The organism is Rhizobium sp. IY2 (assembly GCF_047532935.1).
Lineage (GTDB): Bacteria > Pseudomonadota > Alphaproteobacteria > Rhizobiales > Rhizobiaceae > Rhizobium > Rhizobium anhuiense.
This window is the reverse complement of record NZ_JBLKNU010000009.1, coordinates 176,445-188,378: the sequence shown is the minus strand read 5'-3', so window position 1 is coordinate 188,378 and position 11,934 is coordinate 176,445. Positions and strand designations below refer to the sequence as shown.

The 11,934-nt window shown below is 63.0% G+C and carries 10 protein-coding genes; 8 read left to right on the top strand and 2 right to left on the bottom strand.

Annotated features, from left to right (window positions below; genetic code table 11):
* Positions 1 to 119: 119 nt before the first annotated feature.
* The 6 genes from ACMUVN_RS24790 to lpxK all read left to right on the top strand — a co-directional run bounded on the left by ACMUVN_RS24790 (position 120) and on the right by lpxK (position 6,210).
* Positions 120 to 1,466, top strand: coding sequence for a TldD/PmbA family protein (locus ACMUVN_RS24790; RefSeq protein ID WP_414815560.1), 1,347 nt, complete (start codon positions 120 to 122; stop codon positions 1,464 to 1,466).
* Positions 1,467 to 1,542: 76 nt separating this feature from the next.
* Entirely contained in the window at positions 1,543 to 2,352 is an 810-nt protein-coding gene (locus ACMUVN_RS24785) for a 3'(2'),5'-bisphosphate nucleotidase CysQ (protein WP_184390456.1), read from the top strand.
* A 62-nt stretch (positions 2,353 to 2,414) separates the two neighbouring features.
* A complete protein-coding gene (locus ACMUVN_RS24780) occupies positions 2,415 to 2,663 on the top strand; it encodes a DUF4170 domain-containing protein (RefSeq protein WP_047613812.1) in 249 nt (82 codons plus the stop codon).
* Positions 2,664 to 2,899: 236 nt separating this feature from the next.
* Positions 2,900 to 4,219 (top strand): lipid IV(A) 3-deoxy-D-manno-octulosonic acid transferase, encoded by a 1,320-nt coding sequence (gene waaA, locus ACMUVN_RS24775; RefSeq protein ID WP_414815559.1) that lies wholly within the window; start codon positions 2,900 to 2,902, stop codon positions 4,217 to 4,219.
* Positions 4,220 to 4,228: 9 nt separating this feature from the next.
* Positions 4,229 to 4,951, top strand: a complete 723-nt coding sequence (locus ACMUVN_RS24770; RefSeq protein WP_047613816.1) for an HAD family hydrolase — start codon at positions 4,229 to 4,231, stop codon at positions 4,949 to 4,951.
* A gap of 182 nt (positions 4,952 to 5,133) precedes the next feature.
* Positions 5,134 to 6,210: a tetraacyldisaccharide 4'-kinase gene (gene lpxK, locus ACMUVN_RS24765; RefSeq protein ID WP_184390459.1), complete on the top strand. Its 1,077-nt coding sequence runs from the start codon at positions 5,134 to 5,136 to the stop codon at positions 6,208 to 6,210.
* Positions 6,211 to 6,223: 13 nt separating this feature from the next.
* Here the strand turns inward: lpxK and ACMUVN_RS24760 are convergent, their stop codons facing one another.
* Together ACMUVN_RS24760 and mutL are read right to left on the bottom strand one after the other, a co-directional pair.
* Positions 6,224 to 6,454 carry a DUF2093 domain-containing protein gene (locus ACMUVN_RS24760; RefSeq protein WP_003545832.1) on the bottom strand — a complete coding sequence of 77 codons (231 nt, stop codon included), beginning with the start codon at positions 6,452 to 6,454 and terminating at the stop codon, positions 6,224 to 6,226.
* 172 nt (positions 6,455 to 6,626) lie between these two features.
* Complete coding sequence (gene mutL, locus ACMUVN_RS24755; protein WP_414815558.1) at positions 6,627 to 8,429, bottom strand: DNA mismatch repair endonuclease MutL; 1,803 nt, start codon at positions 8,427 to 8,429, stop codon at positions 6,627 to 6,629.
* A gap of 290 nt (positions 8,430 to 8,719) precedes the next feature.
* Here mutL and ACMUVN_RS24750 point away from each other — a divergent pair, with 290 nt between their 5' ends.
* Together ACMUVN_RS24750 and ACMUVN_RS24745 are read left to right on the top strand one after the other, a co-directional pair.
* A complete protein-coding gene (locus tag ACMUVN_RS24750) occupies positions 8,720 to 10,441 on the top strand; it encodes a response regulator (protein ID WP_063476421.1) in 1,722 nt (573 codons plus the stop codon).
* Between the two features lie 127 nt (positions 10,442 to 10,568).
* Positions 10,569 to 11,933 carry a putative bifunctional diguanylate cyclase/phosphodiesterase gene (locus ACMUVN_RS24745; protein WP_414815557.1) on the top strand — a complete coding sequence of 455 codons (1,365 nt, stop codon included), beginning with the start codon at positions 10,569 to 10,571 and terminating at the stop codon, positions 11,931 to 11,933.
* Position 11,934 lies beyond the last annotated feature (1 nt).

The following is an 11,934-nucleotide window of genomic DNA, read 5'->3' as shown; positions in this document are numbered from 1 at the left end:
GCTGGCAATTTCTTTCAACGGCGGGAAGCGAGCAAGCAGCCCCGATAAAGAATCGGTGGCGGCGGCCTTGATGCTTGGGAGAGTGCACAATAAATGGAAGCCGAAGGAAAGGCCAAATCATGTCCTCTGAAATTGATTCCTCGACACTTCTTTCCCGCGCAAGTCAACTGATCGATCTGGCAAGGAAGGCAGGGGCCGATGCCGCCGACGCCGTCGTCGTCCGGTCGCGCTCGCAATCGGTGAGCGTCCGCCTCGGCAAGGTCGAGGGCACGGAATCTTCCGAAAGCGACGACTTTTCCCTGCGCGTCTTCATCGGCAAGCGCGTCGCCAGCGTTTCGGCCAATCCGGGCTTCGATCTCCAGGCGCTGGCCGAGCGCGCCGTCGCTATGGCCAAGGTTTCGCCGGAAGATCCCTTCGCCTGCCTGGCAGATGAGGCGAGCCTGTCGAAATCCTATCCCGACCTGCAATTGCTCGACACCACCGAGGTCTCCTCCGAACTGCTGCGCGAGGCGGCTCTTGCCGCCGAAGCCGCAGCCCTTGCGGTCAAGGGCGTCACCAATTCCTCCGGCGCCGGTGCGTCGGCCGGCATGGGCGGCCTCGTTCTTGCCACTTCGCACGGTTTCGAGGGCAGTTACATGGCCTCGCGTTTCGGCCATTCCGTCAGCGTCATCGCTGGCGAAGGCACTGGCATGGAGCGCGACTATGATTACGACAGCCGCCTTTATTACGGCGAGCTCGACGATCCCGCCGAAATCGGCCGTCGGGCCGGCGAGCGGGTGATCAAGCGGATCAATCCGCGTCAGGTGCCGACCGGCAAGGACGTCACCGTCATCTTCGACCCGCGTGTCGCCCGCGGCTTCGTCGGCCATATCGCCGGTGCGATCAATGGTGCTGCCGTCGCCCGCAAATCGAGCTTCCTGCGCGACAGGATGGGTCAGCAGGTGTTGAAGTCAGGCCTGTCGATCACCGACGATCCCTTGATCGTGCGTGGGCCCTCCTCGCGGCCCTTCGACGGCGAGGGCGTGTCCGGCGAGCGGCTTGTCATGATCGAGGACGGCGTGTTGAAACACTGGTTCCTTTCGACCTCGACGGCGCGTGAATTGGGTCTTACGACCAACGGCCGCGGCGTGCGCGGCGGCACATCAGTCTCGCCTTCCTCCAGCAACCTTGCCTTGGAACCCGGCGACATCTCGCCGGAAGAGCTGATCCGCAGCGTCGGCAACGGTTTTTATGTCACCGAATTGATCGGCCACGGCGTCAACATGATCACCGGCGAATACAGCCGCGGCGCCACCGGCTTCTGGATCGAGAACGGCGAACTGACTTTCCCGGTTTCCGAGGTGACGATCGCCTCGAACCTCAAGGACATGTTCATGCGCCTGACGCCGGCAAACGACATCGATCGCAAGTTCGGCGTCGCAGCCCCCACCTTTGCCATCGAAGGCATGACGCTTGCAGGGCGCTAGAGCATGATGCCGAAAACTGTGCGCGGCTTTCGGACGACATCATGCTCTCATGATAGTTCAGAAACGGATTGATCTGATGAGCGACATGGAGAAAGCCCGCTGGCAGAGCGATCTCACGCTGATCGTCGATGCTGCGAAGGAGGCGGGTGCCGTCGCTTTCGGCTTCTTCAACCAGTCTCCGGAAGTCTGGTGGAAGAATGACGACCGCTCGCCCGTCAGCGCCGCCGATTTCGCCGCCAACAAGACGCTCGAGACCATTCTGCGCAAGGCCCGGCCGGATTATGGCTGGCTGTCTGAGGAAACCGACGACGATGCCGACCGTCTCTCACGCGAGACCTTGTTCATCATCGATCCGATCGACGGCACGCGCGCCTTCCTCGGCGGCCAGAAGGTCTGGTGCGTCAGCGTCGCGGTGGTTCATCGCGGCCGGCCGGTTGCCGGCGTGCTCTATGCCCCGGCGCTCGAAGAGCTCTATGAGGCGGTCGAGGGCGGCGTGGCGCTGAAGAACGGCGTGCCCTTCACCGTCTCTGTCGCCGGCCCGGAGGAAATGAGCCGTCTTGCGATCGGCGAAGACTTGCTGAAGACCTTGCCGCCGGAATTCCAGGAGCGGGTGACGCGCGAGAGATACATCCCTTCGCTGGCCTATCGCATTGCCATGGTGGCGGACGGTCGTCTCGAAGGCACCTTCGTCAAGGGCAATTCACATGATTGGGACCTTGCCGCCGCCGATCTGATCCTCGCCTGCGCCGGCGGCGGTCTCGTCGATCTCGAAGGCCGGGCGGTCGTCTACAACAGCGTCGAAGTCACCCACAAGGTCCTCTGTGCAGGTCCGGCGCCCCGCCTCGGCGAATTCCTCGCGGCCTTTGCAGGACGACGAGACAGTTGACGTTTCCGTCAAAATCCCGCAGATGGGATGGCGGAGGAGAATAGGCAGAAAGAGAAGAAAAAATGACTGAATCCGGTGACAAGAAGCAGCTTTTGCATCTCGTTTTTGGCGGCGAACTGGAAAGCCTCGATGACGTCCAGTTCCGTGATCTGAAGGGTCTCGATATCGTCGGCATTTTCCCGGATTATGCCACGGCGCTGACGGCCTGGAAGTCGAAGGCGCAGCAGACGGTCGACAATGCGCATATGCGCTACTTCATCGTCCACATGCATCGTTTGCTCGATCCGCAGGAAAAGGCCAAGGGCAACTGACCTCGGCCACGAAGCTGAGTCAGGGACCTCGGCCAGGAGCTTCGGCCGGGCACCTCGGGATGTGCCGCCGGCGCGGCCGCTCGTCGAGCGGGCTTTCGTGCATCGGGCGCCGTCGATCCGGATTGGTCGATCCGGATTGTTTGACGCATTCTGAACAAATTGATCGGCCATTGCGGCCGCAACGATAATTAGGGAATGGGTGTGATGTCGATCGGTTTTGATCGGAGGCTGGCGCAATGAGCTCCCGGATGGCGCGGTTCGGTCTGAGCGCATACCGTCTGGCGGGAACCGTGGCCTCTCCGGTCGTCGGCCTCTATATCACCTACCGCACCGCCAAGGGTAAGGAAGACCGGGCGCGCCGCCTGGAGCGCTTCGGTTATCCGAGCGCCAACCGGCCGCAGGGTCCGCTCGTCTGGTTCCATGCCGCAAGTGTCGGGGAAACCAACGCCGTCATCCCGCTGATCCGTGAAATCCGCCGCCGCGATATCCACGTCATCCTGACGACCGGCACCATCACCTCCGCCAAGCTCGCCGCCGAGCGCCTCGGCCAGGAGGCGATCCATCAATATGTGCCGCTCGACCTGAAACCCTCCGTCAGCCGCTTCCTCGATTATTGGCAGCCCGACTGCGCCATCATCGCCGAATCCGAGATCTGGCCGGCAACAGTGCTGGAGCTTGGCCGCCGCCGCATTCCGCAGATCCTGATCAATGCCCGCATGTCGGATCGCTCCTTTGCCCGCTGGCGCCGCCGCCCGGCGATCGCCGAAGCCTTGTTCGAGAATCTTGCCCTCGTCATTGCCCAGTCGGATGTCGATGCCGAACGTTTTCGCGATCTCGGCGCTGTCCCGGTCATCACCTCGGGCAATCTGAAGGTCGATACCGACGCACCGCCTTATGACAGCGCCGTCCTGTCCCGCTATAAGAAGCAGATCGGCGACCGCAAGACATGGGCGGCGATCTCGACCTTCGACGGCGAGGAGAATGCCGCCGCCATCGTTCATCGGGCGCTCAAGGAGCGTGATCATCAATTGACGATCATCGTGCCGCGTCATCCCGAGCGCAGCGACGAGATCGAGGCGGCTCTGGTCAAGCAGGGGCTGAAGGTCGCCCGCCGCACCCGCGACGACGTCTTGTCCGCCGATGTCGATATCTTCCTCGGCGATACGATCGGCGAAATGGGCCTCTATTTGCGACTGACGGAAATCGCTTTCGTCGGCCGCTCGCTCTTTGCCGAAGGCGGCCAGAATCCGCTGGAGCCTGCCATGCTCGGCTGCGCCATTCTTTCCGGCGGCCATGTGCAGAACTTCCGCGATGCCTATCAGAAGCTTGCCCGCAGCGGCAGCGCCCGCATGGTGCGCGATACCGAAATGCTGGCCAAGGGCGTGCACTACCTGCTGATCAACGACGAAGCCCGCCGCAATATGATCGAGGCCGGCATCACCGCCGTGCACGAGATGCGCGGTGCGCTGACGGCGACAGTGAAGGGGCTGGAGCCCTATATCAACCCGTTGACGGTGAAGGCGCGGCTGCTGCCCAAGGCCGTGGCCCAGCTCTGAGGAACGAAGATGTCGGCAGCCGCCCCCATCAAAGGCATTCTTTTCGACAAGGACGGCACGCTGCTCGACTATGACGAGAGCTGGCTGCCGGTAAACCGCGAGCTGGCTCGCATCGCCGCCGAAGGGGATCCGCTTCTCGCCGACCGGCTGCTTGCCGCCTGCGGCATGGATCCGGTGACCGGTCATATCGTTCCCGACAGCCTGCTTGCCGCCGGCAATACCCGCCAGATCGCCGAGGGCCTCGTGGCCGCCGGCTCGATGGTCGATGTCGGCGAACTGACGGTGCGCCTCGACGCGCTCTTTTCCAGCGCCGCCGAATTTTCCGTGCCGGTAACCGACCTTGCCGGCTTCTTTTCCCGGCTGCATCGGCGCGGCTTCAAGCTCGGCGTCGCCTCCAGCGACAATGAGCGGTCAATCCGCCAGACGGCGGAGCGCTTCGGTTTTGCCCGCTATATCGACTACGTCGCCGGCTATGACAGCGGTTTCGGCGTCAAGCCGGAGCCGGGCATGGTGCTCGGCTTCTGCGCCGCGACCGGTCTTTCGCCTGAAGAGGTCGCCATGGTCGGCGACAACAATCACGATCTGCACATGGGCCTGAATGCCGGGACGGGGCTGAGGATCGCGGTGCTGACCGGCACCGGTTCGCGGGATTCGCTTGCCGCCGCCGCCCATCACGTGCTCGACGATATCACCGCCATCGAGACGCTTTTGCCGGACCTGCAGCCGGCCTGACCGGTAAGGGCTTGCATTTTTTCAGGTTTTGGCTTCTCAATCCAGCCGATCGAAAAGCAGGGGACCGGCTGCGGCTGGAGCAATTCCAGCAAAAGTGCACAGCGGTTTTGCCGGGAAAAGCGCGCAGCGACTTTCCCAGGAATGGCGTGAGAACAAGGCCGGCAGGGGAGCGGGACGGCAAGATGATATCCGAAGCGCCGCCGTTCTGGTGGAGGAAAGCCGATTGGCGAGCCTGGCTGCTGCTGCCGCTTTCTTTTCTCTATGGCCGCATCGCCGGCCACCGCATGGCCCATGCGCGCCGCGCCTCCGTTCCGGTTCCGGTCATCTGCGTCGGCAATTTCACCGTCGGCGGCGCCGGCAAGACGCCGACGGCGCTGACGATCGCCCGTGCCGCCAAGGCGAAGGGGCTGAAGCCCGGTTTTCTCAGCAGGGGTTACGGCGGTTCGCTCGATGTAACCACCGTCGTCGATCCCGATCATCACCGGGCGGTTGCAGTCGGCGACGAGCCGTTGCTGCTTGCCCAGGAGGCGCTGACGGTGATTTCCCGAAGGCGTGTCGAGGGTGCTGCGCGCCTGGTGGCGGAGGGCGCCGATCTCATCATCATGGATGACGGGTTCCAGAGCGCCCGGCTGGCGATCGACTATGCCCTGCTCGTCATCGATGCGACCCGCGGCCTCGGCAACGGCCATATCGTGCCGGGCGGCCCTGTGCGAGCGCCGATCCGCCAGCAGCTGCGTCATGCGACGGCGCTGCTGAAGGTCGGCGGAGGCAATGCGGCCGACAGGATCGTCCGCATGGCGGCGCGGGCGGCAAAGCCCTATTTCACCGCATCGCTGAAAGTGCGGGGCGACAATACGCTCGCCGGCACGAAGGTGCTCGCCTTCGCCGGCATCGCTGATCCTTCGAAATTCTTCCGCACAGTGGAATCACGCGGCGCCGAAATCACGGTCGCCAAATCCTTCGGCGACCACGAGCACCTGACCGAGGAAGAGATCGACGACATCCTGACGACCGCCGAGCACCAGGGCCTTCTGATCGTCACCACCTCCAAGGATTTCGTCCGCCTCTCCGGCCATCCTGGCAAGGCAGCACGGCTCGCCGAAAAGAGCCGGGTGATCGAGGTCGACATGGTGTTCGACGATCACCTCGCGCCCAGTCTCATCATCGACCGGGCGATCATCGCCTGTCGCGAGCGGCGCCTGCGGGAAATGAAGCCTGCCAGCCAGGGCAATCCAGGAAAAGCTGAGCCGCAGTTTTAAAGTGATAGAGGGCTTAACGCCGTTGGTTCGGCAGCACGCCGGCGCGTTTGTCGGCATCGATGGCCGAGATCACGTCGGCATAGGGCTCCTGCCGGGCGACGCTCCAGTAGCGCAACTCGTCGAGCGGGATCTGTTTCCCCGTCATCGCGCAGACGACATAGGAGCCGGGCGAGAGAATCTGGAAATCGCCATCGAGATACCGGATCTTCGCCTCGCGGTTTCCGTGCCCTTCGAACAAATTCATGCGCTCCGTTCCCTGCAGTCTGTCATTAGAGCATGTCGCGCAAAAGTGTGCCGCGGTTTTGCGATCACGACATGCGGAACACCAAAGATCTAAAGCGAGGCAAGCGAATCTGAAAGATTCGCGACACGCTTTAGTCTGCCATACTCTCGAAAGGGCTGCTTTTCCAGCTTTTTTAGCTTCTGCCGAAAAGCCGCTCGATATCGCTGAGCTTCAATTCGATATAGGTCGGCCGGCCGTGATTGCACTGGCCGGAGCCGGGCGTCACTTCCATTTCCCGCAGCAGCGCGTTCATTTCCTCCGGCCGCAGCCGCCGTCCGGAGCGCACCGATCCGTGGCAGGCCATGGTCGCCGCCACATATTCGAGCTTGGCCGACAGGCCCGACGCCGTATCCCATTCGGCAATCTCATCGGCAAGCTGGCGGATCAGGCCATGCGCATCGACCTCGCCGAGCATCGCCGGCGTCTCGCGCACGGCGATCGCCCCGGGGCCGAAACGCTCGATCGCCAGGCCGAGTTCGGAAAGCTCCGCCGCATGCTGCATCAGCCGGTCGCAATCCTCTTCCGGAATGTCGATGATCTCGGGGATCAGCAGCACCTGCGAAGCGAGCCGCTTCGAATGCAGCGCCTTGCGCATCGCCTCGAAGACCAGCCGCTCGTGCGCGGCATGCTGGTCGACGATGACCAGCCCGTCCTCGGTCTGGGCGACGATGTAATTTGCGTGGATCTGCGCCCGCGCCGCGCCGAGCGGATAGCGCGCGGTTGCTTCGGGGGCGGCCGGCTGCGGCGAAAACTGCGGCTCGGCCCGCGCCGTCGGCATCGACAGCCCGTCGAAGGACGCCTGCGGCCGTTCGCTGAGACCCGTTGCCGGCTGATGCGGCCGGAAGGGCGAGGTCTCGGCCGACCATGGCGCCTGCGGCCGCTGCGCCTGCGGCTGGAAGCCGGGGCGGAAGGAGCGCAGCATGTCGCTCGCCCCGGTCGTTGCCGCCCGACTGCCGTCGCGGGCCAAGGCCTCACGGATGGCGCCGACGATCAGGCCGCGCACCAGACCCGGGTCGCGGAACCGCACGTCGGATTTTGCCGGATGCACGTTGACGTCGACAAGAGCGGGATCGAGCGTGATCGACAGCACCGCCACCGGATGGCGTCCGGAAGGGATCGTCTCTGCATAGGCGCCGCGGATCGCCGAGAGGATCAGCTTATCCTGCACCGGTCGACCATTGACGAAGGCGTACTGATGGGCGGAATTGCCGCGATTGAAGGTCGGCACGCCGGCAAAACCGGTGAGCGAAATCTCCTCGCGCACGGCGTCGAGCGCAATGGCGTTGTCGCGGAATTCCTTGCCGAGCACCTGCGCCATGCGCGCCAGGTGATCGTCGCCGGTCGCCGGAAATTCCAGCGTTGTGCGGTCCGAGCCCGACAGCACGAAGCGTACGGCGGGAAAGGCGATCGCCATGCGCTTGACGATCTCGGTGATGGCGCCGGCCTCGGCCTTCTCCGTCTTCAGGAATTTGAGCCGGGCCGGTGTGGCGAAGAACAGGTCGCGCACTTCGACGATCGTGCCGGGATTGGCGGCGGCCGGCCTGATATGCGCGATTTTGCCGCCGGCGACAGCGATCTCGTGGCCGCCGGCGCTGTCGCGCCTGCGGCTGGCGATGCTAAGCTTGGCGACAGAGCCGATCGAGGGCAGCGCCTCGCCGCGGAAGCCGAGTGTGCGGATGTCCTCGAGCGTCTCCGATATCTTCGAGGTGCAGTGGCGCCTGACCGCCAGTTCCAGATCGGCCGCGTCCATGCCCGAGCCGTTGTCGCTGACGCGCAGCAGCGCCTTGCCGCCGCCTGATGTGGCGATCTCGATGCGGGTCGCGCCCGCGTCGAGCGCGTTTTCGATCAGTTCCTTGGCAGCGCTCGCCGGCCGTTCGATGACTTCGCCGGCGGCAATCTGGTTGATGAGCGTTTCGGAGAGCTGTCTGATGGCCATGGGCTATTTTCGGGGATTCGCGGGCTGGAGGGAAGGGGTTGGCGCAAGCTTTCCCTAGGCGTGATCGGGGCCTCCCTCAAGATCGGGGGCGCCGCTGCATAATTTCATCCTCAAATCGGAACCGATCTAAGGATGAAATTATGCAGCAGTTCAAAGTGTTACAGCGTCCTCTGCGCGGCTGGAAAAGACGCGCGGCGCTGTATTGTTAAGCCGGTTTTAACATAAAAATGGCATTTCTATTCATATACCTCCGGAAGCTGCGAAATCGAACAGATGTGGGACGCAATAGCATGAGTGCCGGCTTCGAAAAGGCGGACACATCATCAGAAATCGATGGGACCTCCGTCGAGGCCGATCTGCAGACGGCGCTTTTCGATGTGGTGTGCGACAGCCTTTCCGCAGCGTTCATCATCTACGACAAAAACGACCATCTGATCTTTGCAAGCCGCCAGACGCTGGAGTTCTTCCCGCTGCCGCCGGAGATGCTGAAACCGGGCACCCGGCTTCGCGATTTCCTCGGGGCGATGTATGACACCGGCATTCGTCAGCAATATGCTGCGAAGCAGGGCGGCTCGCTGAGCCGCGAGGACTGGCTGTCGCAGAAAATCGCCTCGCATTGGCGCGAGCGCTTCGAATCCGTCGAGCGCCATGGCGCCGACAGCTGGGTCCGCTTCGTCAAGCGCAGGCTGCCGGGCGGTTACGGCGTCACCATCATCTCCGACATTTCCGAGGACAAGAAGCGCGAGGAGCAATGGCGTTCGGATCTGGAGCGCGTACAGCTGACCGAGGACATTCTCGACAATCTGCCGTTCCCGCTCTTCGTCAAGGACCGCAATCTCACCTATGTGGCCGTCAATCTCGCCTTCTGCGAAAAATATCAGACGACCGCCGACGAGGTGCTCGGGCGCAAGAGTGGCGATCTCTTCTCACCGGAGATCGCCAAGCGCTTTGAGGAAAGCGATCGTCATGTGCTGGAGACCGGCGAAATGTCGGTCTCGCGCCAACGACAGATCTCCCGCGACGGCATCGAGCGCGACATCGTCAGCCGCAAGCACCGTATCGGCAAGCCCGGCCGCTATTTCCTGGTGTCGACCACGCAGGACCTGCCGCGCGACGGCGCCGATCTCGACGAGTTCGGCCGGGCCTCGGCGATCACCACGTCAAGCAATCAAAGCTATCGCCGGGCCTATGTGCCGGTGCCGAGCGCCGTCGAGCGCCGCGAACCGGCGGCAATGGAAGCGATCGTTCCGGAGAATTTCTCGGGCCGCAAGGTCCTCGTCGTCACGGCCGACCTCGCCGCCGAGACCGCCGCGCTGCGGACCCTGTCGAAATACGGCTTCGAATCCTGCTCGGTCCGCGGCGAGGACGAAGAGGAGCGCTTCCTGGAAATCGCCACCTCCTCCGGCATCTCGCTCGATCTCCTGATCATCGACAATCAGATGGGCATGCGCTGCCTCGAACTCGCCGAGCAATACGGCATCCCGGCGCTGGTCATGGACGGTTTCCAGATCGCCAACGAGCTCACCTTCCAGATCGCCCGCCATTTCAATCGCAACAGCCGCAGTGCTGCCGGTTCGGATACGGATTGGGAAATCAGCATCTCCGACGACGTGGTCGGCCTGCAGGTTCTCGTGGCCGAGGACAATGATATCAACCAGATCGTTTTTTCGCAGATCCTCGAAGGCCTGGGCTACAGCCATATGATCGCGGCGACCGGCGACGAGGTCGTGCGGATGTGGGCCGAACACCGGCCGCAGATCGTGCTGATGGATATTTCCCTGCCGGGCTTCAACGGCTTCGAGGCAGCGCGTCTCATCCGGCAGATGGAGGAAACCGGTGGCGGAGCCCGCACCCCGATCATCGGCGTGCTCACCCAGGCCTTCGAGCGCGACCGCGCCGAATGCGTCAAATCAGGCATGGACGACGTCATCATGAAACCCGTCAGCCCCGACATGCTGGAGACCGTATTTCAGAAGTACCTGATGGATGAGGCCGTGCGGGCGCGAGGCTAGGCGGAGAGCCCCGTCAATTCCCTAAATTTTGGGGCGGTTCAGGCGGCAGAAGCCGATGATTTACTATCGAATTGTTAAGACATGCCGGTCATTCTTTGCATGGCTCCGGAGGAAAGCTCGGGTTTGGATGATAAAATCGGCGGACATAGCCTTCTTGACCGTCGGTCAGAACGAGCTTCAGGCGATGGCCTATACCGATCCGCTGACCGGATTGGGAAACCGCAATCGCATGCGCGACAAGGTCTTGCAGATCTCTTCCGAGCGTGCCAGCGACCCGGCCCCCTTCACCATCGGCATCGCCAATCTCGACAGTTTCAAACCGATCAACGATCTCTTCGGCTCGGCAGCCGGCGATGAAATCCTTTGCCAGGTCGCCCACCGCCTCAAGGCTTGTATTCCCGATGGTGCATTGGTCACCCGTCATGATGGTGACGAATTCGCTTTCGTGCTGCCGCTGATTTTCGAGCGGGCGAGTGCCGAGAAATTCGGTCAGATGATCCGCGAGGTTCTGTCGGCTCCCTATGACCTCGGTGACCGCAACGTCCGTCTCTCCGCTTCCCTCGGCTTCTCCATCTATCCCTTCGCCGGAGAGGATTGCGATGAACTGCTGAAGAGCGCCGAAACCGCCCTCTACCGTTCCAAGCGCCGCGGTCGCGGCCAGATCACCGTCTACTCGCGCGAGATCGCCCAGGAGATGAAGCGCGCGACGCAGCTGGAGCAGGCGCTCAGAAACGCCATCATCTCCGATGCGATCGATGTGCATTTCCAGCCGATCGTCTCGCTGTCCAACAACCAGGTCGTCGGTTTCGAGGCGCTCGCCCGCTGGAACGATCCCGATCTCGGCGTCGTCCCGCCCGGCGTCTTCGTGCCGCTCGCCGAAGAGCGCGGCTTCATCGACGCGCTGTCGGAAGCACTGCTGCGCAAAGCCGCCGAAGCCGCCCTTTCCTGGCCACGCGACCTCTTCCTGTCGTTCAATCTCTCCTCGGCTCAGCTGATGGATCCGGGCACCAGCGGCAGCATCCTGTCGATCCTCGGCCGCGTCGGCTTCGATCCCCATCGCCTGGAGCTGGAGATCACCGAGACCGCGGTGATGAGCTCGGCCGATACCGCCCATCGCATCATCGCCGATCTGCGCGCCGCCGGCGTGCGCATCTCTCTCGACGATTTCGGCACCGGCCAGTCGAGCCTCGGGCGCCTGCGCGACTTCATCTTCGACAAGATCAAGATCGACCGGGCCTTCGTCTCACGCATCAATTCCGACCGCGCCTCCGAACATATCATCAAGGCGATCCTGACCATGTGCGAGGGTCTGGAGCTGGAGGTCGTGGCGGAAGGGATCGAGGATTATGCCGAGGCGGTGAAGCTGCGCACGCTCGGCTGCGGCATGGGCCAGGGCTATCACTTCGGCCGTCCGGCCGACGGTATCGCCACGCTGCGCTTCCTGCACGAGAACTATTACGATCCGACCATGGTGGAGCGGGTCAGCGCATAAA

Coding starts and splice junctions, on each gene's coding strand:
- ACMUVN_RS24790 (WP_414815560.1), top strand. CDS start 120: ATGTCCTCTGAAATTGATTCCTCGACACTTCTTTCCCGCGCAAGTCAA.
- ACMUVN_RS24785 (WP_184390456.1), top strand. CDS start 1,543: ATGAGCGACATGGAGAAAGCCCGCTGGCAGAGCGATCTCACGCTGATC.
- ACMUVN_RS24780 (WP_047613812.1), top strand. CDS start 2,415: ATGACTGAATCCGGTGACAAGAAGCAGCTTTTGCATCTCGTTTTTGGC.
- waaA (WP_414815559.1), top strand. CDS start 2,900: ATGAGCTCCCGGATGGCGCGGTTCGGTCTGAGCGCATACCGTCTGGCG.
- ACMUVN_RS24770 (WP_047613816.1), top strand. CDS start 4,229: ATGTCGGCAGCCGCCCCCATCAAAGGCATTCTTTTCGACAAGGACGGC.
- lpxK (WP_184390459.1), top strand. CDS start 5,134: ATGATATCCGAAGCGCCGCCGTTCTGGTGGAGGAAAGCCGATTGGCGA.
- ACMUVN_RS24760 (WP_003545832.1), bottom strand. CDS start 6,454: ATGAATTTGTTCGAAGGGCACGGAAACCGCGAGGCGAAGATCCGGTAT.
- mutL (WP_414815558.1), bottom strand. CDS start 8,429: ATGGCCATCAGACAGCTCTCCGAAACGCTCATCAACCAGATTGCCGCC.
- ACMUVN_RS24750 (WP_063476421.1), top strand. CDS start 8,720: ATGAGTGCCGGCTTCGAAAAGGCGGACACATCATCAGAAATCGATGGG.
- ACMUVN_RS24745 (WP_414815557.1), top strand. CDS start 10,569: ATGATAAAATCGGCGGACATAGCCTTCTTGACCGTCGGTCAGAACGAG.